The organism is Companilactobacillus halodurans (genome assembly GCF_009600995.1).
GTDB lineage: Bacteria > Bacillota > Bacilli > Lactobacillales > Lactobacillaceae > Companilactobacillus > Companilactobacillus halodurans.
Map to the genome: position 1 here is coordinate 15,063 of NZ_VDFO01000014.1, position 23,197 is coordinate 38,259.

A 23,197-nucleotide genomic window follows, 5' to 3' on the forward strand; every position below is an offset into this window, starting at 1 on the left:
AAGAATGGATTTAAAACAACTATTATTAAAAGACGCCATGATTATGGACTTGAAAGCTACTAACAAAGAGGATGCCATTGAAGAAATGGTTGATAAGTACTATCAAGTCGGCGTCATTGATGATAAAGAATTATATAAATCAGATATTTTAAAACGTGAAGCGCAAACTAGTACTGGTATCGGTGATGGTATTGCTATGCCCCACGCTCGTGATAAGGCCGTTAAACGTGCTACTGTCTTATTTGCTAAGAGTGCCAAGGGAATTGACTATAAGTCACTTGATGGCCAACCTGCTTACTTGTTCTTCATGATTGCTGCTCCAGATGGTGCAGATAATCTTCACTTGCAAGCTCTTGCTGCTCTTTCTTCACTTTTGATCAATCCAGAACTCGTTAAGAATTTAAAAGCTGCTAAAACAGCTGACGAAGTTCAAGAATTGTTCGATAAAGCTATGAAGGAAAAAGAAGCTAAAGACAAAGCTGACGAAGAAAAGGAAAAGGCTAAAGAAGCTGCTGCCGCAAAGGCTGCTGCTAGTGACAATGACAAGCCTTATGTTGTCGCCGTTACTGCTTGTCCTACAGGTATCGCCCACACATACATGGCTGAAGCTGCTTTGAAAGAACAAGCTGAAAAAATGGGTGTTGACATCAAAGTTGAAACTAACGGTTCTGAAGGTGTCAAACATCAATTAACTTCTGCCGATATCGATCGTGCTTCTGGTGTTATCATTGCTGCCGACAAAAAAGTCGATATGCCAAGATTTAATGGCAAGCACTTAGTTAGTCGTCCCGTTAGTGATGGTATCAACAAAGCTGAAGAATTGATCAACTTAGCCGTTGAAGATAAAGCTCCTGTCTTCCACTCAGAAGGTGGCGAAGAAGAAGAAAGTAGCGACTCCGGAGAAAAGAGATCGCTTTGGTCAAGAATTTACGCCGACTTAATGAATGGTATTTCTAATATGCTTCCATTCGTTGTTGGTGGTGGTATTTTAATGGCTATTTCCTTCCTATTGGAAAACTCTGTTGGTGCTAAGTCCCAATGGTTCTTGTTCTTCAATAACGTTGGTAATTATGCCTTTAGTTTCTTGATTCCTGTTTTAGCCGCTTATATTGCCGTTTCAATCGGTGATCGTCCTGCTCTACTACCTGGTTTCGTTGGTGGTTATATGGCATCTCAAGCTACTGCTTCAGTTGTTTCATCAAAGAGTCCTGCCGGATTTATCGGTGGTCTACTAGCTGGTTTTATCGCTGGTTGGATTATCGTTGCTTTAAAGAAATGGCTTAAAGTTATGCCTAAGTCATTGGATGGTTTGAAGACAATTCTAATCTATCCAGTTCTAGGATTGCTTTTAACTGGTGCCGTTATGTACTTCATGGTCGACCCAATCTTTGCGGTCGTTAACCACGCTATCACTGCTTTCCTTGAATCAATGGGTACTGGTAATGCTGTTGTTCTAGGCGCATTGCTCGGTGGTATGATGTCTATCGATATGGGTGGTCCTTTCAACAAGGCTGCTTACACATTCGCTATTGGTACCTTTACTGCAACTCAAGATGGTGCTTTGATGGCTGCCGTCATGGTTGGTGGTATGGTTCCACCTCTAGCTATTGCGATTGCTACAACTTTTTGGAAGAACAAGTTTACTGAACAAGAAAGACAAGCTGGTTTATCTAACTACATCTTAGGTCTTTCATTTATTACCGAAGGTGCTATTCCATTTGCCGCTGGAGATCCATTGCACGTTATCGTATCAAGTGTTATCGGTTCAGCTATCGGTGGTGGTTTGACACAACTCTGGGGCGTTAACGTTCCTGCTCCTCACGGTGGTATCTTCGTTACTCCATTAGCTAACAAGCCTTTGCTTTACTTAGTTGCCGTTATTATCGGTGCTATAATTTCAGGTGTTATCTATGGTGTTTGGAAGCCTGCTAAAAAAGAAGCAAATAAATAATTAAATTAACCAAAAAGGTTTCAAGTTGAGATTAATCTCTCACCTTGGAACCTTTTTTACTATTAATATAATAAATAGAAACTATTTGGCATCTTTTAAGAAGACTTTGAAATATATCGAGTATTACGTTTTTTCATTTGTTCTTGATACCAATAAAATAGCAACAAATAAATCACAAGTGAAATCACTGTTATTAGAATATATTTAACATTACCTTTTGAAGATTTACCGATCATAATTGCTAATATTTGTTCTATAGGTCCCTCTTTAGTTGCTGAACCTATTAAACCAATGCTTGTATTTGAAGTTAATAGAATATTTTTAAACATTGAAGTAATGAATGGTGCACTTAACGTTGCTGACCAAAGAAAAATTGGAATTTCAACTACTCCTATTACAATCATTCTCAAAACTTTTCCACGAGTAACAACTAATAAAGATGGCGTTATTCCCATAGCAATCAAGCCACCTAAAGGTAAAATATGATTCCCTGGTAAAATAAATGATTCAATAATGAGACAAGGTGCTAGAATATTAGCAACTGTCCAAACTTCTGGCCTACTGGATAAAAACGCCCAATCTAGGCCAATAAAACGTATTTGACCACCAGCTTTTTTGTTCAATTTGTCACTCAAAACTTGAATAATGGGATTCAGTGATGACGTTAACCAAGAACCAATAACATTGAAGAGCTCCAAAAAAGCACCTAAAAGAAACGCTAATCCTAAAGTATCTTTTATTGTAATTTTACCCACTATTCCAATGAGTATACCCACGAAGAAACCAGTGGCAAATTTTGAACCCCAAAACCCGACAATTTTATTTAATTTAGCCGAATCAAAATTAATTTTATCAATATTAGGAATGGTCCAAGAACATATCTCATTTAAAAGGAAAACTATTGGATTCATTAAATAATTCATATGAGTCGATGTCATTGGACTATTTTGATTATTCATTAAATCATCGAAAGTTGGTTTCATTAAATCAGAATTTTTTAACTTTAAAATCCCTAAACCCATAACAAAAATTAAACTTAATATAATGTTTGCACCCATATATACGGTTAATAAACCTACAAAAGATAAATGCCACATATCGAATATATCAATATCTAGCGTTTCTGTATAATGATAATGTAACATTGTTAAATTAACTACCATCATTAACGATAAAACTATCAAATTATAGATTGAACTCCATGTAATAATTGCAGCGGGAGTCCATCCCAAGTCGATGATATTTAATTTTAACGATGTTCTTTCAATTACTTTAGCGATGTCGTTATTATAAGTTCGCATTAATACGACAACTAACGTGGATGTTGCCATAATTGAAATAATGAACTTTGTAAGACTTTCAATCACTTTAGTAAATGAGGTCTTATTAATTGTTAAAACAACTGCTATGACTAAACATACTAGTGCTAGTCCATTTCCATACATTAAAAAATTATTCATCAGATTCTCCTAATAAAAAGACTGAGGAAATTAAGTTCCTCAGTCTTATTTTTTAAACTTTAAATTCATAAACTGGTTCAAGCTTAATTTCTTCAAGGTTGATTATTTCACCTGAATCAACTTCACTTCTAGCAGCCATAGGTGAATCACTTTTTATTTCTTGATCTTTTCTAATTGGAGTAATAGAAATATAAATCTTTTCATCGTGTCCAACATTCACATTATGACGCAAACCAATTTCCCAAGTTCTGCCATTCGAATAATTATCATTAATCAACTTATCTCGATAAAATGCATAGCCAATATCACCTTGATAATCAATCTTTAGTCGTAAATCTTTGATAGATTTTTTTATAAGGGCATTCGTATCAACACTTAATAGAACCTTGCCATCACTAATATATTCTTCACTAAATGAAGGTTTGATTTTAGCAGTCGTTAACGTATAGTCCGTTGTTAATTGATTTTTCGATTTGAGTGTTAATTTACTCAACAATTCATCTGAAATCTAACCATTGATAACTTTAATCTTAATTTCGTTATCTGAGCTCTCAAATCTCAAACCATTATTATCTACTAATAATTGAGCCGATGATAAAATCACATTATCACGCTCACCATAATTGAATTTCCAAAAATTCAAACTTTGTTCGTTAGTCAAAGTATATAAATCGATTTGTTCGTCATTTAAATCAGTTAAAGTAACCTTTGTTATTTCCGAACTTTCAGGATGAACAATAACCGAACCGTTTACCTTGTTGATAGTCCCTTTAGAAATTTGAATATCCTTAATCGTATCTTCATCAAAAACATATTCAGGCTTCATGCCACGTGGTTGATAGAAAAAGTAAGCTTCTTTATTTCCCCCTACTTTGGTGATTAATTGAACAGTTGCAGTTTTGAGGAGTATATTCTTAATATTTAAATTAAATGGCAAAATACAACTTTCTTCTTTATCTAAATCAAAGCCACCATTATAAGGGATTCTCAAGTTCTCATTATCTAGCTCTAAATCAATAGATTCATTTTTCTTATCTTCATTTTCAACGTGATCTTGGTAATTATTAATGAAAACAAACCCGGACCCATCATTTTGTCTAACCGAATATCTTAATTTATTAGTATCTTCTGGTTTGATATCTTGAGCTCCGTTAGGTAAAACGGTTTCCATCTTGCAAAATTGATTTTCAAAAGTCGTGAAAAAATAATGTTGACGTTTGAGCCGATAATATGAAGGTCTAGCTTGACCAAATTCTCCTAACGGTGCTTGATAATCATAACTAATTTTTGGTGTCGCATTTTCGTTAAGATATGGTGTTTTAAGCCCCAGTGGATTGGAACCACCATGAAAGACATAATAACCAACAAAATTACAGCCACTGGCTATTTTACATTGGTCATAGCATCGACGCTTTGATATGGCAATTTAAAACGATAGCTGTAAAATACCGTCATACCACCACCCATTTCACAGGCTGCATAAGGTATTTTCTTAGGATCATATTGCGGATCAAAATTATAGGTTGGATAACGATAATCACGATATATATATTCTGGTGTAGCAGGATGTTTTTTGATAGTTTTATCATAAAAAATCCAAGGCCAAAATGCATAGCCACCCCATAATGGCAGGACAGTATCGGTATGGGCAACGGCACCACCCCAACCAGTTCCAGTATAAATTGGAGCAATCATACCGGCATCTTGAGCTAATTTTTTCAAAGTTTTAATGTGTTCATTGCCATCTGAACCAGAAGGAATCCATTCTCCACTAGTACCTGTAGTTATTTCCCAAGCGGCACCAGCATGTTGAAACTCATTTTCCAATTGAATTCCAATAATTGGTCCACCATCTTTAAAAAATAATCCATGAACTTGTTTCCCAATTTCATCATATAACTTTTTAACATATCCTAAATATCTCTTATCATTAGAACGAGTTACTAACGGCTCTGCATAAAGCCAATCAGGGAAACCACCATTTCTAGCTTCACCATGGTCCCAAGGACCAATTCTCAAAATGACATCAATCGAATGTTTCTTACATAATAGGATAAACCTACGTAAATCCTTATTACCCGTCCAATCAAAATGTCCTTTGATTTCCTCATGATGATTCCAAATTACATAAGTAGGAACAATATTGATACCAGCCATTTTCATTTTTATTAATTCGTCTTCCCATTCATCGCAATTATACCGACTAAAATGAAATTCACCACAGATTCCAAAGAATGGATGATTATTTCGAACCATATAATGATTAGTAAAACTAAATTCATCACCCTGAGGATCTTTACCATGCAATTGTGGTAAAGCTGGTTGAATATCACTTTTTTGATTTCTTAAGTCTATCGAATGTTCAAAAATCTTCATTATTTATATTCTCCTTTTTTTAATTATGCCGTTGCTTGTTCACCCTCAGCAAATTTATTTCCGTAATTAAGAGCTTTCTTATCACCCGTTAATAATTTGCTGGATATTAATGTGAAGACGCACGCAAGTAGACCAATAATCACATACGTTTGAGAAAATCCAATCGAAGCATAGAATTTACCAAATAATGGCGAAAGAATAATTGACATTGCTGAACTAGTAAACAAGCACCCTAAATAAACAGATGATGATAAACGTAAATCAAAATTCAATGAAATATACTTGAATTGAGCAACCAAGAATAGTGGTTTTTCAAACGAGTGGATACATTTCATAGCACCTATCCAAAGTGGTCCCCATTGAAAAGAAGAACCCACGATTCTAATCGACATAATAGTACCTGCCAACAACAAAGTTCTCTTAGCACCTAATTTCTTGCAAACAACTGGAGCAACAGCTAAAAAGATAGCTTCAAAAATGTCTGGATGGATCCCAAATCACCGAACCACTTATTGCCAGCTGCTGCTGAAGAAAATTGTTGAACAAAATAAGTTCCAAATTGTTGATCATAAACATCATAAATTGAACCAACGCCAATCATAAAAATCAATAAAAAGATAAATTTCTTATTTTTAACAAGTCCAAAAGTATCTTTTAATTTGACTGAATCGGCTTTTTCTTTTTCTTCTGCTGAAAGATCAATTCTAGTTGATGCTAAAGCGATCATAGCTAACAAACTAGCACCTGAAGCAAGCCAAAAAGTAATATTAGGATCAATATTAATAATTCTTCCGGCTAAAAATGTAGCTGCGGCCCAACCAAATGAACCAAACATTCTACATCTTCCATATTCAAAACCATACTTTCTAGAAATTTTATCCATGAATGAATCGATTGCACCATAACCTGCATTAAATACAAATCCTAAATACAAACCACCAATGATAGCACCTACCCAAAAGGCACTCTTTAACAAAGGACCATATACATAAATAAAGAATGGTCCAATTGGTAGCAAAATTAAGAGAATCCCCAATAGCAAATTCTTTTTCAAGCCGATTTTATCCGACACATAACCAAAAAGTGGTTGCATCACTAAAGCCATAAAAGAATTTGCAGAGTACAAAATCCCCGTCTGCGTACTACCTATTCCCATTACTTGACCTAACCAAATAACGAAGAATGACATTGCAGCTGACCATGCAAATAAGTAAAAGAAACTAACTGCACTAACGGCAATATAATTACGTTTACGTACATCAAGTTTAAGCAATTTCAAACAACTCCCTTGTTCTATTATTTCGTAGACCTACTTTTGAATTCACCAAAATAATATATTGAAATCGCTTACATAAAAATAGACATTTTCACTAAAAAGATGGACTATTTTACACGCCAGTCGTATGACTCGTACTAGAATGATACGTTTTCCGAAAATTTACTGGAGAAATTTTATAAACTTTTTTAAAAGCTCTTGAAAAATAATATGGATCTGAATAGCCAAGCCCTTGAGCAATTTGTTGAACTGATAAATTAGTATTCTGTAAATAATGACTAGCCTGTTTAATTTTAACTGACGTTATGAATTCATTTACTCCCATATCCAAATTTTTCTTAAAAATCCTGCTTAAATAACTAACTGACACTCCTAAATAATTAGTCAATTTCCTTAATGTAATTCGTTGATCTAAATGATCATAAATATACTGAATTGCTTTTGTAAGATGCTCATTTCCCATATTCTTTTTCTCACCAGGTAGTTTTGAATGCATATTCATGTATGCCAATAAAGTACCCAATATTTGTGAATCATAAAAAACTGCTTCAAAAGAAAAACCTGAAGTTAAAGCTTGTATCATCTGCCAGAATAAGGACATGAGATAATTAATGTCATCTTCAGAGATTTCTTTTGAATATCTAAAAGTATTTTTTGCCTTTGCTGGAATAGACAAATACTCATGTACTAATTTCCCAGAGAAATGAACCCAAAATATATCCCAAGGGTATTTTTCTGAAGCAAAATAAGTATGTTCCACATCTGGAGGCATTATAATAATTGAACCTCTTGACATTGGCCATTTTTGAGTTTGTGATTCAACTGTACCCTCTCCACTAGTACAAAAAATCATAACCCACTCGTTAGCCCCAAGTGGACGATGAACATAATGGTACTTAGCTCTTGGGTAAAAACCTAAATCAGTTATATATAAATCTTTAATAATAGAAGAGTAATCAAATTGTCTCAGTATTTCATTTGGCAAAACAAATAAGTACTCATTAGCAAATCCCTCTAATTTATGCATACATATCCTCCTCAATTTATTATTTTCATTTCCAATATACCATGAATAGCTTTAACAGTAAGTAGTAATCAAATATAGTGTAAGATTATCCATCTTTAGTGAGTAACTTTGCATTTAAAGTAAACGGTTTCAGTAATAATATATCTTTAGAAAAAGCAAAGGAGATAATTGCTGATGGATACTGTTAAAAGTACAAATAATTTAAAAGTTACTGTAACTGAAAAAAACATCACTATTCCAACTTATAAAACTGGAAAGCCTGAAAAAAACCCCATGTTTTTAGAAAATCGTGCCTATCAAGGTAGTAGTGGAAAGGTTTACCCTTATCCAGTAACAGAAAAGATTGAAGACACTAAAGAAGACAAAGTTTATACTGCTGTCATTTTGGAAAATAAGTATGTTCAAGTTACCTTCTTACCTGAATTAGGTGGTCGAATTCAAAGAATGCTAGACAAAACTAATAACTATGATTTTGTTTACTTTAATCATGTTATAAAACCAGCTCTTGTTGGTTTAGCAGGTCCTTGGATTTCAGGGGGAATTGAATTTAACTGGCCACAGCATCACCGTCCAGACACATACTTACCAATCAATTATCAAATTAAAAGTAATTCTGATGGCTCAAAAACCGTTTGGATGAGCGACGTTGATCGGATGTATGGCACCAAAGTAGTTGTTGGATTCACACTTTTCAAAGACAAATCTTACTTAAAGCTTGAAGAATCATTTTCTAATCCAACTGAATTACCACAAACTTTCCTTTGGTGGGCAAACCCCGCTGTTCCAGTCAATAAAAATACTCAATCGATTTTCCCACCTGATGTACATGCTGTTTTTGATCACGGGAAAAGAGCCGTTTCAACTTTTCCTATCGCAACTGGAGAGTATTATAAAATGGATTACTCTTCCGGAGTAGACATCTCTAGATACAAAAACATCCCTGTTCCAACTTCTTACATGGCGGCCCACTCCAATTATGATTTTCTCGGAAACTATGACTATAAAAAAAGAGCTGGACTATTACATGTAGCTGACCATCACACATCACCTGGAAAAAAGCAGTGGACTTGGGGTAACGGTAATTTCGGTAAAGCTTGGGATCATCAATTAACTGACAATGACGGACCTTATATTGAATTAATGGTTGGTACTTTTACTGATAATCAACCAGACTTTACTTGGCTACAACCTCACGAACAAAAAAATTCAACCGAGTATTTTATGCCCTATCGAAATGTAGGTGCTGTAAAAAATGCCACGATTAATGCTGCAATTAATCTGACAAAGAATGATAATCACTTAATGATTTCTGCATATACAACCTCGGAATATAAGAATGCACATCTTGAATTAAAAAAAGACCAGCAAATCATCAAAATTATCAATTTAGATATTGCACCCGATAAGCCTTTTACAACTGAATTGTCAGAGATTAATTATCCAATTGATAAATTAAATTTGAGCCTTTTCGATAATAATAATGAATTGCTAGTTAAATATTTGCCAAAAGAAAAGAAAATCGAAAAAATCCCTGACCCTGCTAAAAAAATACCTATTCCAAAAGACATAAAAAGTAATGATGAACTGTTCTTTGCTGGTCAACATTTGGAACAATATCGTCATGCAAGTTTTCAACCAAAAGATTATTACTTGGAAGGTCTCAAACGAGATCCATACGATGAACGTATCAATGATGCCTATGGACTTCTTCTATTCCGGAATGGACTATTTAAGAAAAGTGAAATGTATTTTAAAAATGCCATCAAACGCTCTAACGAACACAATACTAATCCCGTCTCCGGATCGCCCATGTATCACCTGGGATTGAGTCTGGTCAAGCAAGGTCAATTCAAGGAAGCTTACGCTGATTTCTATAAAGCCACTTGGTCAGAGAATACTAAGTCTATTAGTTTCTTTGAAATGGCTAAATTAAAGCTTCGACAAAAAGATTATCAAAAAGCTCTTAGCTTTATTCAACAAGCCTTAAACGACAATTATCGTGATACCACTAATAGTTTTCTTCAAGCTCACGTATTAAACCTATTAGGTAAATCTCAAACTGCTCAAAAAATTATTGAAAAAAGTTTAGAAATCGATCCTTTAAATTTAGGATTATTGTATGAGGCAGTTTCAATCAATCCAAACAATCAAAAAAATACTGAATTACTTTCTAAATCAAGCACTAAATTAAACGATGTTTTAACTTTGGCCTCATTGCTTATTGAAGCTGGCCAATATCAAGATTCAATTAATGTCTTAAATCTATCTAAATCAAAAAATCCTCTAAAAGAATATTATTTAGCTTATATTTTTGATTTATTGAATCAAAAAGAAACTGCTCTAAAACACGCTCAAACAGGTGCTAATTTATCACCAAACTATGTTTTCCCTAATAATCTATTTGATATTTTAGTTTTACAAAAAATCATTAAATTGAATCCTCAAGATGGCTTAGCCAATTATTATCTGGGTAATCTCCACTATGACCGAAAAAATTATGACCTAGCTCAAGAATATTGGGAAAAATGTACTCAATTAAATCCAAATTATTCGATGGCCTATCGTAATTTGGCAATCAAATATTTTAATAAAGACAATAATCCTGATAAAGCTTTATCGTCCTTAGAAAAAGCTTTCAAATTAGACCCCAATAATACCCGTTTAGTTTTTGAATTAGATACTCTATATGAAAAAATGAATCTTTCTTTAAACGATCGTTTGAAATTCTTAATTTCAAATGAAAGATTAGTTGAAGAAAGAGATGACAGTTACATTCAACTAATAACCTTGTTAAATGACACTGGAAAATATCAAGAAGCCTACAAAAAAATCATGGCACATAACTTTCATCCCTGGGAAGGAGGAGAAGGTAAAGTAAGCACTCAATATAAATATTCCTTAGTTGAATTGGCTAAAATTGATCTTAAAGAAAAGCATCCTTTAAAAGCAATTGAAAAATTGACCAAAGCATTGACCTATCCAGAAAATATTGGCGAAGGTAAGCTAGTTACTCTTCACGAAAATATTGTTACATATTATTTGGGCCTGGCGTATAAATTGATAAATGATTCCCAAAATGCTAACTTTTACCTCACTGATGCTACAAAAGGTATTAATGAACCAACCAATATGCTGTATTACAATGATGAACCAGCAGATGCTATTTACTATCAAGGTTTAGCTTGGGAGCAACTTGGAAAGCCTGAAAGGGCTGTAGCAAAATATCACAAACTAATTACTTATGGTGAAAAACATCTCTTTGATAAAATAACTGCCGATTACTTTGCCGTATCTTTACCTGACTCACTTTTATTCGATGAAAATCCTCAAAACAAAAATAGTATTAACTGCTATTACCTGATGGGCTTAGGATATTTAGGATTAAATCAAACTACTACTGCCAAAAAAATGTTTGCTAAAATTGACGCTTTAACAAATCACTTCCAAGAAATCAAGCATATTAAAAATAACTTATGATAAAAACCTCTAAAGTTCAGTACTCAAAAAATCAGTACGAAATTACATTACAAAACAACAACGGCATGATAGTTAAACTTCTGAATTATGGAGCAACACTTGAAAAAATATTGGTTCCTACCGAAAATGGCGAATTAGTCGATTTAATTTTAAGTCTGGATAAACCAGAAGACTATAGCAAAGAGCAAAATTTTCTGGGTGGAACAATTGGGCGAGTTATCGGTAGAATCAAGTCAGGTATTTGGCAAAAAAACTCTTCAAAAACCTATCATTTGGAATTGAATGAAAACAATATTACTCATTCACATGGTGGTACCAAGGGATTGGATACTAGGAATTTTAAATTTGAACTAAAGCAATCGGCTACAAAATGCAGTGCTAGTTTTTACTATTTAGATAAAGCTTTCACTAATAATTATCCTGGCAATTTAAATATAAAAGTAAAATACCTTTTAAATGACCAAGATACACTCTTTTATTCCGTTTCGGCTTTTACTGATGAGACAACCCTTTGCAACATAGGCAATCATGTATATTTTTGCTTAGATGGACCTAAGACAACTGTTGAAAATAACTTTTTAAAAATAAATGCTGATAAATATTTGCAATTGGACAAAAATCATATTCCCTTTGGCAAACCCAAAAAAGTTCTTAATAATTGTTTTGATTTTCGAAAAGCAAAAACTATCAAACAAGCTCTGGATTCATCTGATTATCAGATTAAGAATGAAAACGGACTGAATCATCCCTTCATTTTGAACCAAAAATTAGCACCTGCAATTAAGCTTTACTCTTCAAACAAAAAGAGATCAATGACTCTAAGAACGACCGCTCCAAGTATTGTCGTCTACACCGGAAATCATTTTAATTGCACTGGCATTACTCATAATTTCAAGAAGTATGCGGGAATTGCTTTGGAAACACAAATACCTCCAAGCGCCGAAAATCATTTACAATCCATCACTCTTGAACCAAATGAACTTTATCTAACCAAAACTTCTTGGAGCTTTAAATATTGATTTGAACTAAAAAAAAGAAATCACTTTTAATTTGAAGTGGTTTCTTTTTTCGATAATGATAAAAAATTATGAATTTTTAGTGTTGAATAAAAATTGAAAACTAGCTACGTTATGTCTTGGCATTAATCAAAAGTTCAATTAAGCTTGTTTGTGTTCTTTTAAATATTTACGAGCCCAAGTTAAGTACTTTTCATCTTCAGCAGCGTCTTGAGAGGTCAAAATCTTGGGACCATCTTCGGTAATTGCTAAAGTATGTTCATATTGAGCTGACCATGAGCCATCAGCACTAGCATAATAGATCCAATCATCGTTTGGGTCTTTAAGTGAGCGGTCAACGATTTCCCAAGTACCCTCATTAATCATAGGTTCGATGGTAATTGTCATACCATTCTTTAAACGCAAGCCTTTGCCTGGTTCACCATAATGCAAGACATCAGGCTCTTCATGCATTGTAGGTCCAATTCCATGTCCACAGAGCTCTCTAACATCTCCATAGCCATGTTCGTCTTCTGTATAATGTTGAATGGCATATCCGATATCGCCTAAACGTTTGCCTTCAACGCTTTGGGCGATTCCAAGGTAAAGTGATTTCTTAGTTACTTCCATTAAATCAGATGTTTCTTGAGTAACGGAACCGACACCATAACTCCAACAAGAGTCGCTTTCATAACCTTTATAGTTAACAGTCATATCGACTTTAACTACATCGCCTTCTTCAAGAATTAAATCTTTTCTGGGTGTACCGTGAGCAACTTCATCATTGACATCGACACAGGTAGCATATTTATAGCCTTCAAAGCCCTTTTCTGAAGGAGTTGCACCGTGACTCTCGATATAGTCATTAGCAAATTCTTCAATTGAATAAGCTGAAATTCCTGGCTTAATCATGTCGCGAAGTCCCAAATGAACTCCAGCCAAGATTTTACCAGATTCGCGCATCCCTTCGATTTCTCTTTCTGATTTTAATGTAATCATCTAAATCCCCCAATATTAACCTTTATAGTATTTTTTATGAAAATTCGTACTTGCTAACGTAATTTTAATTGTCTGAGCAGTCGTCTTAGGAATTCCCAAGTCAGTAAATTGCTCGATAGAAGCTTCTTTCATCTTCTTAACTGAGCCAAAATTCTTCAACAATTTAGTTCTAGTTTTTGGACCAACGCCTTGAATACTGTCTAAACGTGACGAAAGAGCATTCTTACTCCGAGTCTTACGCTGGAAAGTAATCGCAAAGCGGTGAACTTCATCTTGTATTCGTTGCAATAAATAAAATCCCTGACTCTTACGGTCTAATGGTACAAAAACTCCATCTTCGCCAGTAATCAAATGCGATGTATTATGGTGATCATCTTTGACCATCCCTGCAACTGGAATATCGATTCCTAATTCGTTGACTAAGACATCCATTACCGCACGCAATTCAATGATACCACCATCCATGAGAATTAAATCTGGCAGTGAACCATTTTCCTTAATCAATCTCGAATACCGCCGATAAATCACCTCACGTGTATTTGCCGCTTCATCAGCACCCGATTGGTGTTCAACCTCGCCTTTAATCTTATATTTTCGATAGCCGCTCTTTTGAGGACGACCATCTTGGAACATAACCATGGCTGAAACTGGATTTGTTCCTTGAATGTGTGAATGGTCAAAGGATTCAATGATGTGCCCATAAGGCAAATCTAGCGCATCAAAAATCTGCTTCTGAGCTCCATAGGTCTGGCGATTGTCCAATTCCATCAAGCGAAACTTTTCTTGTAAGACTAATTTAGAATTTTCAGCTGCCATATCCATTAAATCCTTTTTTTGGCCTCTTTGAGGCGTTCTAAAAGGAATATTTAACACTTGAGATAAAGTATCTTTATCCAAGTTATCAGGCACGAGAATCTCTTTTGGCAGGACCTGATTGCGTCGATTATAAAATTGAAGAATAAAAGTTGATAATTCTTCTTCTGGACTGTTGATACAAGCAAAAACCCTTTTTTCACGTTTCATCAAACGCGCTTGACGAATAAAGAAGATTTGAATTGAAATCCAACCTTTTTCGACATAATAATTAAAAATATCTCGAGGCGTACTGTCATTAGAAATAATTTTTTGCTTCTCAACTGTCGTCTCAATATATTTGATTTGGTCACGCAATTCAGCGGCACGTTCAAATTCCATTTTGGCAGAAGCCTTTTCCATTCGGTCCTCTAATTGACCCTTGACTTCAGCAACATTGCCACCGAGAAATTTCTTGATTTTTTCAATTTGAGCATCGTATTTTTCTTTGGGAACAGTTTTGAAACAAGCACCGAGACACTGCCCCATATGATAATACAAACAAGGTCGACCTAAATTCCCCTGACATCTGCGTAGAGGATAAACCTTTTGCAAAAAATTCAAGGTATTAGAGGCTGCCCAAACGTTTGGATAAGGTCCAAAATAGTAGGCTCCGTCTTTTTTGATCAGGCCAGTAATTTCCATCTTGGGATCTCGTTCATTGGTTATCTTGATATATGGGTAACCAGTGCCTCGTTTTAATTTAATATTATAATATGGCTGATGTTTTTGAATCAGTGTGATTTCAAGCAAAAATGCTTCTTTATCATTAGAAGTAATAATCGTTTCAAAATCGCGAATTTCTGAAACCAAACGAGCAGTCTTTCCTTCATGGGAACTTTTGAAGTATGATCTCACACGATTTCTGAGATTTTTAGCCTTTCCAACGTAAATTATCTTCGAGTTGATGTCCTTCATTAAATAGCAACCCGGACGTGGAGGTAACAGGCTTAATTTATGTTCAAGATATTGTGTCGCCATTGAATACCCCTCCCTCTTAGTTCGAACTTATCCTATATTAAGGTAATCTTGATAATTGTCAAATTAACTGCTACTTAATTATACCAATTTATAGTAAAACCGCTTTCTTGCCAATGATTTTTATTTATTTTAAAATAATGATGTCAAAATTGTTTTTTAAAGGAGGATTTTTTATGAGTAAGAAGTACATTGCAAATATTGTACCTTTGAATGATGAATTTATCGGCACCAAAGCTCATGGCAAAGCAGAATTTGAGGAAACTGACGACGAACTGAAGATTAAAATCGAAATGTTCGATACCCCTGCCAATACTCAACACTGGGAGCATTTTCACGGCTTCCCTGATGGCAATGATGCTCAAATTGCAACCATGGATCAAGACAAAAATCATGATGGTCTAGTCGATCTCCCTGAAACAGAAAGTGTTTCTGGTACCACCATGGTTCCTTTCGACAATGCTCCACATCATATGAATGTTCCAAATGACAATTACCCAGTCTCTGACGCTGATGGCCACTTTGAATATGAAATCACTGTTCCTTTAAAAGAGCTACAAGCTAAATTTAAAGAAGTCTTTGGCAGCGACGACTTAGAATTAGACAAACGTGTTATTTATATTCACGGCGTTGCTAAAGATTTGAAATTACCTGACACAGTTGCCGGTGTTGTTGGTAAATATGATACTCACGTAACGCTACCTATTGCCACTGGCAAAATTGAATTAGCTTAATTAGCTTTTTGATTACTATTTAATGACAAAATGACAATTCCCTAACATTTAGTTCAGGGAATTGTCATTTTTAAAAAAAGGAACTATAATGTATTTAAGAATAAAGAAGAAATTTAAAGATTAGAAAACTTGAAAGGGGCTGATACCGATGGGCCTAACAGTGAAACGTGAAAGCAATTTTGGCAGTTTATTTGATAAATTTGCCTCTCTTCCCGATGATGTAAAAGAAAACGAAAAACGCGTAGATGCTGCAGATAAGAAAAAAGCTGCAACAGATAAAAAGAATCTAAAAGATAAAAAATAAAACTTCTCTTGTTTTGATGTCACTTTCTATAAGTGAATGCCATTTATTTTACTATTTCTTTAACAGAGAATTCCTTTAAGAAAAGACCTAGGACAATTTGCCCTAGGTCTTTTTTTAAACAATACCATTATTATCACTACGATTATTATTTTTTGTTTGAATAAAATCGGCTGAAACAACTGGTCGACTAACATCTCGTCCCTTTTCATTAACATAACTATCTGTTGACATTACACGCCCGTAAAATTTAACAGGATCATTTTCCTGTAAATCAACGTCCCCACGCGCGAAGCTAGATAAATTATATTTTAACTTGATAGTCCTCGACTTATCATTTCCATCTAACGCAATTAATAAGTATTTATGTGCCGAATCAAAATTCTTAATATGTCCAACTTGATAAATCTTCGTTCCATAATACAAGTCAGTATTTGAATACAAATTATCAAATGATACATACGAGTACTCTTTACGCTCTTTATTAAATTCTGAAACTGTTTTTTGCTTGGACCTGTTAGCCATGGCAATTTTAGTTTCCTGAATACTACCGGCAATTTCATCCCTCGGAGTAAGTAAACCGATAATTAACAATAAAAAAAGGCATAAAAAGACAATTAAGACCCTGGTCGGTAAATGTCTTATCATTTAATTCCCCCAATAATTTAAAGATATCAAAGCTCAAATGTAAATACAATCAATTTAAGCCATTTAAAAATTTAAATATCTTTTTATAAAAATTCCCAATAAAAAATACTCTCGAGTAACTCGGGAATATTTTTTTAAACATTAATAGTTTCTACTTTAATGATATTATCGTTCATTGACAACCCCTCGACAATATCGACGTAATCTAAACTCTTACCAAAATCGATCGAGTAAACATTAGTATAGACCTTGATATTATCACGATTCATTACGCTAAAGCGAACACCTTCAACCGTGATATTATTTTTTTGAAAGAAATCATCAATAAATTTCTTCGTATCAACTTTATGCTTATATTCAATCTTTAACTTTCGAACTGGACTAATCCGGATAATTTTCTTCAAGAATCCTAAAACCGCATAAACGACAATAAATCCAGCAATAGCAATGATATAGTCGCCCATTCCAATGGCTAAGCCTAAACAGGCAACGACCCATAAACTGGCTGCTGTAGTAAGTCCTCGAATCGAATGGTGTTCAACGATAATCGTACCAGCACCAAGAAAGCCAATACCACTGATGACTTGCGCAATCAAACGAGCATCATCAGCCCGTAAGACATTTTTTAATTGTGGATATTGTTGAGCAACTTGTAAAGCGTTGAATCCAATATTCTTTTGAATCATTGCGACGATACAAGCTCCTAAGCACACTAGAATATGGGTTCTCAAACCAGCTGGTCGATGCTTATAGGCTCGATCTAAACCAATTATTCCGGCAAACAGAACTGATAATAACAACCTAATTACTACTGTAAGAACATCTAATTGACCTTGCAAATAAACCCCTCCAATGTTCTACATAGCTGATACTATACAGTATATCATTATCGACTTAATTCTTTGGTAAAAGTAACAAAAAAGTTTAAATTTCACCTAAGAAAATAGCCTAAGAACTGCCTCAGATGACTTTGCCTGTTTAAGCGACTTCAAAAAATCCTTTTTTAGCATCAAACGAGCTAAAGTCGACATATAAGGAACGTGTTGATAATCCTTTTCTGGATCAGGTATTAACAAACTAACTACCACGTCAACTTTTTCACCCTGTGCCCAAACGATTGGGTTTTTGAGCTTAAGAATAATCGCACGTAACTTGGAAATTGACGAATCCATTGCATGAGGCATGACGACTCCTCCACCCATTTGCGTCGAAGCCTGGTTTTCTCTCATAATCAATTTTCCGTAAAGTGCTTCAGAATCAATTTTTGAATCAGTTTCATGGGCAAATTTAGCAATATACTTCAATAATTCAATTTTTGATGAAGCATCGACGTCTAAAATAATATCGCTTGCAACCAAAACTTTTGAGAAATCACTCATCTTATCAACTCGAGGCCGATTATTTGGCACATTATTATCATTAGTAACGATGACAACAGTTCTTTTTGGAGCATCATCTGAATTCGGTGATTTTTTAAAATGATTCTTAATCCTTTGCCAAAGCGATGTTTTTTCTGTCATTAATCTTCACCTCTTAATTCAATGATACATTTTTTTATATGATAATGCTTTCAAAACAAAAAAACTGCCATTTCTGACAGTCCTTTTAATTACTTTATTTATTCTTGAAATAGATTCAAAATTTCATCTTTAGTCTTAGCTTTTCTTAATGAATCAACGAATTCACTATGCATCAATAGCTTAGAAGTACTTGAAAGATATTCTAGGTGACTATCGCCACTATCTTCATCAGGTATCAAGAATGAAATTACGATATCAACTGGTTGATTATCAAAAGTCTTCCAGTCAATGGGCTTCTTTAATTTAGCAATCAACATAGCTGAGTTCTTGATTGTCTTATCTTGAGCATGTGGAATGGCAATGCCTTTCTCCATCCCAGTTGAACTTTCTTTTTCACGAGCTAAATATTTTTGATAAACAGCTTTTGTATCAGTAGCATAGCCCAACTTCTTTGAGAAATCAGCCAAATATTGTAATAATTCGTCGCGTGACGCAACATCGACATCTAAGGCAATATTATTTTTATTCAAAATTTCACTTAAATCAGCACTGGAACTATTCGAAGAACTAGTTTGTTCAGCAGGTTCTTCATCAACTGAAACTTCACCAGCACTTGTTACGAGTGCATCATGTTTACTTTGACGTCCAGCGATGATTGAGAGTAAGAATCCTGATACTAAAGCACCGATTACAATCCAAAGAACCCAAAGGAATGGTTTATTTACTAATGGCAAAACAATGAAACCACCATGAGGTGCTGGAACAGAAATTCTAGTTACATAACTTAAAATAGCTGCAATCGATGAACCAATCATAAATGATGGTAAATTCAACAAAGGATTCTTTGCGGCAAAAGGAATAGCCCCTTCAGTAATGTGAGTCGATCCTAGTAAGAAATTAACATATCCAGCACTACGTTCCTTAGCTGTATAAGCTTTTTTATTGAACAAAACAGCAAATCCAGTAGCTAGTGGTGGTGCAATACATGCAGCTGAAACACCGGCCATGAAGAAATAATTACCTTGAGCAAGCAAAGCAGTACCTGTTAAATAAGCAGCCTTATTGATTGGACCACCCATATCGGCAGCACACATGATTCCGACGATCAATCCTAAAAGAATTGGACTAGAATTTTCCATACTCTTTAGAAATGACATCATACCTTGGTTTAAATCTTTCATAGGTACTGACATGTACCACATGATTGTTCCGGAAATCAAAACTCCCAAAACTGGGAAGATGAAAATTGATTTCAATCCATCAAGAGACTTTGGAATCCCTTTGAATAATTTCGCTAATAATACGGCAACATATCCGGCTAAGAAACCACCTAAAATGCCACCTAAAAATCCAGTTCCGTTAGTATAAGCAATCATCCCAGTAACAAAACCAATGACCAACCCAGTTCTCTTACCGATAGCCTCAGCAATATAAGCACAAAGAACAGGTACCATCAAGTTCATGGCGAAACCGCCAACAGTATTCAACAAGGCAGCGATAGAATTATATTCGGCACTCTTAGGGTCAGCAGAATTAATACCCCAGAAGAATGATACAGCAGTCAAAACACCACCAGCGACAACTAATGGCAACATGTGCGAAACACCATTCATCAGATAAACATAAAGTTTATGCCAAAATGTCCCTGTCAATTCAGCTTCTTCAGAACTGCTTTCTTTTGCGGAACCAGCACTATGATAGACTGGAACATTTTTATCATTTAAAATTTTATCAATTAATTCATCTGGTTCTTTCATACCTTTTGTTACTGAAACATTGACCAAGCGCTTGCCGTCAAAACGATCAATATCAACATCCTTATCAGCGGCAATAATAACACCATCAGCTTGATCTATTTCTGATTGACTAAGTGCATGTTCAACACCAGATTGTCCGTGAGTCTCGACCTTAATAGTAATCCCCTTTTTCTTAGCGGATTCTTCTAAGGCTTCTTGAGCCATATAAGTATGAGCAATTCCAGTTGGACAGCCTGTCGCTGCAATAATCTGATACTTTGCCATATTTAGGCCTCCATTTCTGTTATTTTAATTTGATCCATTAGAACATTAACATCTGAAAAGTCAGTTAATCCAGAAACGCTTGCTGTTGAACTAGCAGCAGCAATACTTCGTTTCAAATTATCTTTTAATGAAAGTTTTTGTTCGATGCCTGCAACAAAAGCGCCTAACATTGTGTCACCGGAACAAGCTGTGTTAACAACTTTAATTTTAGGAGCGTTTCCATAAAGAACTTGTTCTTTATTGACAAATAAGGCCCCTTTACTCCCAATTGACAAAAGAATGTTCTGTGCACCCTTTGCAATCAATTTTTTAGAATATTTAACAAGTGTATCCAAATCACTAGTTCCGTCTTCATCGAACCAAGAAGCTAATTCCTCATTATTTGGTTTTAGGAGATAAGGATTCTGTGGCAATGTTTTAACAACTTCCGGATAGCTAGTATCGACAATCAAGTCAAAATCTTGTTCTTTTGCCATTTGTGAGATTTTAACAATGGTTTCAGGTGCAATGCCTTTAGAAAAACTACCTGAAACGACTAATTTATCGCCCTTTTTTATCTGAGCAACTTTTTCTAAGAATTCAGCTTCTTTTTGAGAGCTCACTTCAGGTCCATTGTTTACTTGCTTAAATTCTGTATCATTTTCCAGAACACGCGTAAAAACATTGATGCGAGAAATTCCTTCGATATGAGTGAAGTCAGTTTTAATTCCCTCTTTTTGAAGAGATTCTTCAATAAACTTACTAGTAAATCCACCGCCAACTCCTAAAGCAGTATTATCAATCCCTAAATCTTTTAAGATGAAGGAAACGTTAACACCCTTTCCGTTTGGCTGAATATCATAACTATTAGTCCGATTAACGACTTCCGGCTTTAAATGATCTGTTTCAATAAACAAATCTATGGCTGGATTCAAAGTACATGTATAAATCATCATCTGACCCCTTTCCCATTTCTTAGATTCATCATACAATGTGATATTATGTAAATGTTTACATAAACGTTTAATTAACGAAAATTTATGAAAAATGCTTTACAATTTCAGGAGGATTAATTATTAATGAATGACAAATTAAGTTCTTCAGAAGAATTCCTATGGCAATACATCCAAGAAAATCTAACTGACATCCCTAATCTATCAATCATCAAATTGAGCGAAGATGCTAATGTCTCCACCGCAACGATTGTTAGAACGATGAAAAAGAAAGGCTATACTGGCTACACCGATTTTCGCCAACAATTGACTGCTAGTACGCAGAACAATTTCAAATATAAAAATCTTGAAAAAGTTGACCATGATATCAAACAAGCCATTTTCAAAAATAAATACGAAGTCGACAACACTTTACGAATGATCAATATTGGAACGATTGAAGATGCTATTCAAAAAATCAAAGATTCGGCTGATATTTATATCTTTGCTCGTGGTTTTTCAGAATTCATCGCCAATGAAATGACCACAAAACTCCAACTTCTTGGCAAAAATTGCATTATGAGTTCCGACCCCAATATTATTATCACGATGAGTAAACGCATCAAACGAGAAGACTTAGTCATTTTAATCACCTTAAACGGCGAAACTAAAGAACTGGTCACTGGCGCAAAGAATGCTTATAAAAATGGCGTCAGTACTTTGACCATTACAACTAGTGAAAACAGTTCCGTCGCAAAATATTCTGATATGATTTTATTAGGTTTTAAATCTCAAACTTCTTATTTTCCAGATTATGAAGTTAGATCTCGTTTACCTCTTCAAGTTATCAGCCGTATTTTATTAGATTCATATGTTATTAGAACGAAAAAAAATCATCAACTCGATTGAGTCGATGATTTTTTTATTTCTCAGATATTTTTTTCAGCCAAAGTGGCAACAATTTTTTCAATTGTTGATAAGTCCGATTGAATTTATGATCGTACCAAGGATCTTCTACTTCCTTATTCTGATTCAAAATCTCAAAAGCAAGATGAATTTTTTCTTGATCTTTATTTGGAGCCATCTTTTTTAAATTAACAATATTTTGTTGATCCATACCAATAATCAAATCAGCACTATCAAAATCATCCTGCGTGATTTGTTTAGCCTGATGCTTGATTATCGGAACATCTTGACGCTTTAATTCGGCAAGTGCACCAGGATGTGGACCATTGCCTATTTCATAAGTCGATGTGGAACGTGATTCGATTTGAAATTGTTTTTCCAAGCCTGCTTTTTTAACTAAATCCTTCATCATCATTTCAGCCATTGGTGAACGGCAAATATTTACCAGACAAACAAAAATGACTTTTTTCATTTTAAATTAATCCTAATCGTTTCTTGACTTCTTTTAATTGCGCCTCTAAAACAGGATCTTTTCGACTAAGTACATCAAGTGTCGTGGCCTTTGCAGCTGGTTTTGTTGCTTTCTTACTTTCGTTATTCTTATACTTTCTAACCCAAGCAGCCACTTGTTGATATGAAATTCCATATTTTTCACCGGTTGCTTTGTAATTGTTGTCATGCTCCATTGCGTAATTAGCAATTTCTTTTTGTTGACTTTCATTGTAATTCATACTAAAAACTCCTAAATGGCTTGTTATGAAAAAT

20 protein-coding genes and 2 pseudogenes are annotated in these 23,197 nt (G+C 34.5%); 6 read left to right on the top strand and 16 right to left on the bottom strand.

Translation table 11 applies throughout. The annotated features are described in order from the left end of the window. Positions 1 to 4 precede the first annotated feature (4 nt). Entirely contained in the window at positions 5 to 1,951 is a 1,947-nt protein-coding gene (locus FHL05_RS04915) for a PTS fructose transporter subunit IIABC (RefSeq protein ID WP_153522182.1), read from the top strand. A 95-nt stretch (positions 1,952 to 2,046) separates the two neighbouring features. Here FHL05_RS04915 and FHL05_RS04920 read toward each other — a convergent pair whose 3' ends face one another. From FHL05_RS04920 to FHL05_RS04935, 7 genes and pseudogenes are all read right to left on the bottom strand, one after another. After that, the gene (locus tag FHL05_RS04920; protein WP_153384250.1) at positions 2,047 to 3,411 is read right to left on the bottom strand and encodes a PTS transporter subunit IIC; all 1,365 of its coding nucleotides are present in this window, start codon (positions 3,409 to 3,411) and stop codon (positions 2,047 to 2,049) included. A 52-nt stretch (positions 3,412 to 3,463) separates the two neighbouring features. After that, positions 3,464 to 3,904 (bottom strand): hypothetical protein, encoded by a 441-nt coding sequence (locus FHL05_RS12475; protein ID WP_202879058.1) that lies wholly within the window; start codon positions 3,902 to 3,904, stop codon positions 3,464 to 3,466. Between the two features lie 15 nt (positions 3,905 to 3,919). Continuing rightward, on the bottom strand, positions 3,920 to 4,582 hold the full coding sequence (locus FHL05_RS12480; protein WP_202879059.1) for a hypothetical protein: 663 nt from the start codon (positions 4,580 to 4,582) through the stop codon (positions 3,920 to 3,922). Between the two features lie 96 nt (positions 4,583 to 4,678). Next, a pseudogene (locus FHL05_RS12830) lies at positions 4,679 to 4,837 on the bottom strand (hypothetical protein); the annotation flags it as partial. After that, positions 4,795 to 5,787, bottom strand: coding sequence for a beta-galactosidase (locus FHL05_RS12490; protein WP_202879060.1), 993 nt, complete (start codon positions 5,785 to 5,787; stop codon positions 4,795 to 4,797). The pseudogene FHL05_RS12830 and the gene FHL05_RS12490, both read right to left, overlap by 43 nt. Positions 5,788 to 5,810: 23 nt before the next feature. Further along, positions 5,811 to 7,066 (bottom strand): annotated as a pseudogene (locus tag FHL05_RS12835) (oligosaccharide MFS transporter). A gap of 109 nt (positions 7,067 to 7,175) precedes the next feature. Next, on the bottom strand, positions 7,176 to 8,090 hold the full coding sequence (locus tag FHL05_RS04935; RefSeq protein ID WP_153384251.1) for an AraC family transcriptional regulator: 915 nt from the start codon (positions 8,088 to 8,090) through the stop codon (positions 7,176 to 7,178). Positions 8,091 to 8,264: 174 nt separating this feature from the next. On the opposite strand from FHL05_RS04935, the gene FHL05_RS04940 reads away from it, so the two are divergent. Together FHL05_RS04940 and FHL05_RS04945 are read left to right on the top strand one after the other, a co-directional pair. Then, on the top strand, positions 8,265 to 11,567 hold the full coding sequence (locus tag FHL05_RS04940) for a tetratricopeptide repeat protein (protein ID WP_153384252.1): 3,303 nt from the start codon (positions 8,265 to 8,267) through the stop codon (positions 11,565 to 11,567). Further along, positions 11,564 to 12,586 carry an aldose epimerase family protein gene (locus tag FHL05_RS04945; RefSeq protein ID WP_153522184.1) on the top strand — a complete coding sequence of 341 codons (1,023 nt, stop codon included), beginning with the start codon at positions 11,564 to 11,566 and terminating at the stop codon, positions 12,584 to 12,586. Before FHL05_RS04940 ends, FHL05_RS04945 begins: the two co-directional genes overlap by 4 nt. Before the next feature lie 138 nt (positions 12,587 to 12,724). Here the strand turns inward: FHL05_RS04945 and map are convergent, their stop codons facing one another. Further along, positions 12,725 to 13,561, bottom strand: coding sequence for a type I methionyl aminopeptidase (gene map, locus FHL05_RS04950; protein WP_153384254.1), 837 nt, complete (start codon positions 13,559 to 13,561; stop codon positions 12,725 to 12,727). 15 nt (positions 13,562 to 13,576) lie between these two features. Beyond that, positions 13,577 to 15,394, bottom strand: a complete 1,818-nt coding sequence (gene uvrC / locus FHL05_RS04955) for an excinuclease ABC subunit UvrC (RefSeq protein WP_153384255.1) — start codon at positions 15,392 to 15,394, stop codon at positions 13,577 to 13,579. A gap of 173 nt (positions 15,395 to 15,567) precedes the next feature. On the opposite strand from uvrC, the gene FHL05_RS04960 reads away from it, so the two are divergent. Both FHL05_RS04960 and FHL05_RS04965 read left to right on the top strand, forming a co-directional pair. Continuing rightward, on the top strand, positions 15,568 to 16,125 hold the full coding sequence (locus FHL05_RS04960) for a hypothetical protein (protein WP_153384256.1): 558 nt from the start codon (positions 15,568 to 15,570) through the stop codon (positions 16,123 to 16,125). Between the two features lie 148 nt (positions 16,126 to 16,273). Beyond that, on the top strand, positions 16,274 to 16,429 hold the full coding sequence (locus FHL05_RS04965) for an SPJ_0845 family protein (RefSeq protein ID WP_153384257.1): 156 nt from the start codon (positions 16,274 to 16,276) through the stop codon (positions 16,427 to 16,429). 114 nt (positions 16,430 to 16,543) lie between these two features. Here FHL05_RS04965 and FHL05_RS04970 read toward each other — a convergent pair whose 3' ends face one another. The 5 genes from FHL05_RS04970 to pfkB form a co-directional block, all read right to left on the bottom strand. Then, positions 16,544 to 17,074, bottom strand: coding sequence for a hypothetical protein (locus FHL05_RS04970; RefSeq protein ID WP_153522186.1), 531 nt, complete (start codon positions 17,072 to 17,074; stop codon positions 16,544 to 16,546). Between the two features lie 134 nt (positions 17,075 to 17,208). Further along, positions 17,209 to 17,913, bottom strand: a complete 705-nt coding sequence (locus tag FHL05_RS04975; protein WP_153384259.1) for an MgtC/SapB family protein — start codon at positions 17,911 to 17,913, stop codon at positions 17,209 to 17,211. 96 nt (positions 17,914 to 18,009) lie between these two features. Continuing rightward, on the bottom strand, positions 18,010 to 18,594 hold the full coding sequence (locus FHL05_RS04980; protein WP_153384260.1) for a PTS sugar transporter subunit IIA: 585 nt from the start codon (positions 18,592 to 18,594) through the stop codon (positions 18,010 to 18,012). A gap of 98 nt (positions 18,595 to 18,692) precedes the next feature. After that, a complete protein-coding gene (locus tag FHL05_RS04985; RefSeq protein WP_153384261.1) occupies positions 18,693 to 20,615 on the bottom strand; it encodes a fructose-specific PTS transporter subunit EIIC in 1,923 nt (640 codons plus the stop codon). Positions 20,616 to 20,617: 2 nt separating this feature from the next. After that, positions 20,618 to 21,547, bottom strand: coding sequence for a 1-phosphofructokinase (gene pfkB, locus FHL05_RS04990; RefSeq protein ID WP_153384439.1), 930 nt, complete (start codon positions 21,545 to 21,547; stop codon positions 20,618 to 20,620). Positions 21,548 to 21,673: 126 nt separating this feature from the next. Here pfkB and FHL05_RS04995 point away from each other — a divergent pair, with 126 nt between their 5' ends. After that, the gene (locus tag FHL05_RS04995; RefSeq protein ID WP_153384262.1) at positions 21,674 to 22,435 is read left to right on the top strand and encodes a MurR/RpiR family transcriptional regulator; all 762 of its coding nucleotides are present in this window, start codon (positions 21,674 to 21,676) and stop codon (positions 22,433 to 22,435) included. Between the two features lie 13 nt (positions 22,436 to 22,448). On the opposite strand, the gene FHL05_RS05000 is transcribed toward FHL05_RS04995, so the two are convergent. Together FHL05_RS05000 and FHL05_RS05005 are read right to left on the bottom strand one after the other, a co-directional pair. Further along, positions 22,449 to 22,904 carry a low molecular weight protein-tyrosine-phosphatase gene (locus FHL05_RS05000; protein ID WP_153522188.1) on the bottom strand — a complete coding sequence of 152 codons (456 nt, stop codon included), beginning with the start codon at positions 22,902 to 22,904 and terminating at the stop codon, positions 22,449 to 22,451. A 1-nt stretch (position 22,905) separates the two neighbouring features. Further along, on the bottom strand, positions 22,906 to 23,163 hold the full coding sequence (locus tag FHL05_RS05005; RefSeq protein ID WP_153384264.1) for a helix-turn-helix domain-containing protein: 258 nt from the start codon (positions 23,161 to 23,163) through the stop codon (positions 22,906 to 22,908). Positions 23,164 to 23,197 lie beyond the last annotated feature (34 nt).

Excerpts from the sequence above, each read along its gene's own strand:
- FHL05_RS04980 (WP_153384260.1), bottom strand. The coding sequence starts at position 18,594 with ATGACAGAAAAAACATCGCTTTGGCAAAGGATTAAGAATCATTTTAAA.
- FHL05_RS04970 (WP_153522186.1), bottom strand. The coding sequence starts at position 17,074 with ATGATAAGACATTTACCGACCAGGGTCTTAATTGTCTTTTTATGCCTT.
- FHL05_RS04935 (WP_153384251.1), bottom strand. The coding sequence starts at position 8,090 with ATGCATAAATTAGAGGGATTTGCTAATGAGTACTTATTTGTTTTGCCA.
- FHL05_RS04995 (WP_153384262.1), top strand. The coding sequence starts at position 21,674 with ATGAATGACAAATTAAGTTCTTCAGAAGAATTCCTATGGCAATACATC.
- FHL05_RS05005 (WP_153384264.1), bottom strand. The coding sequence starts at position 23,163 with ATGAATTACAATGAAAGTCAACAAAAAGAAATTGCTAATTACGCAATG.
- map (WP_153384254.1), bottom strand. The coding sequence starts at position 13,561 with ATGATTACATTAAAATCAGAAAGAGAAATCGAAGGGATGCGCGAATCT.
- FHL05_RS04940 (WP_153384252.1), top strand. The coding sequence starts at position 8,265 with ATGGATACTGTTAAAAGTACAAATAATTTAAAAGTTACTGTAACTGAA.
- FHL05_RS04920 (WP_153384250.1), bottom strand. The coding sequence starts at position 3,411 with ATGAATAATTTTTTAATGTATGGAAATGGACTAGCACTAGTATGTTTA.
- FHL05_RS04985 (WP_153384261.1), bottom strand. The coding sequence starts at position 20,615 with ATGGCAAAGTATCAGATTATTGCAGCGACAGGCTGTCCAACTGGAATT.
- pfkB (WP_153384439.1), bottom strand. The coding sequence starts at position 21,547 with ATGATTTATACATGTACTTTGAATCCAGCCATAGATTTGTTTATTGAA.
- FHL05_RS04945 (WP_153522184.1), top strand. The coding sequence starts at position 11,564 with ATGATAAAAACCTCTAAAGTTCAGTACTCAAAAAATCAGTACGAAATT.
- FHL05_RS04915 (WP_153522182.1), top strand. The coding sequence starts at position 5 with ATGGATTTAAAACAACTATTATTAAAAGACGCCATGATTATGGACTTG.
- FHL05_RS12480 (WP_202879059.1), bottom strand. The coding sequence starts at position 4,582 with ATGGAAACCGTTTTACCTAACGGAGCTCAAGATATCAAACCAGAAGAT.
- FHL05_RS12490 (WP_202879060.1), bottom strand. The coding sequence starts at position 5,787 with ATGAAGATTTTTGAACATTCGATAGACTTAAGAAATCAAAAAAGTGAT.
- FHL05_RS05000 (WP_153522188.1), bottom strand. The coding sequence starts at position 22,904 with ATGAAAAAAGTCATTTTTGTTTGTCTGGTAAATATTTGCCGTTCACCA.
- FHL05_RS04960 (WP_153384256.1), top strand. The coding sequence starts at position 15,568 with ATGAGTAAGAAGTACATTGCAAATATTGTACCTTTGAATGATGAATTT.
- FHL05_RS04965 (WP_153384257.1), top strand. The coding sequence starts at position 16,274 with ATGGGCCTAACAGTGAAACGTGAAAGCAATTTTGGCAGTTTATTTGAT.
- uvrC (WP_153384255.1), bottom strand. The coding sequence starts at position 15,394 with ATGGCGACACAATATCTTGAACATAAATTAAGCCTGTTACCTCCACGT.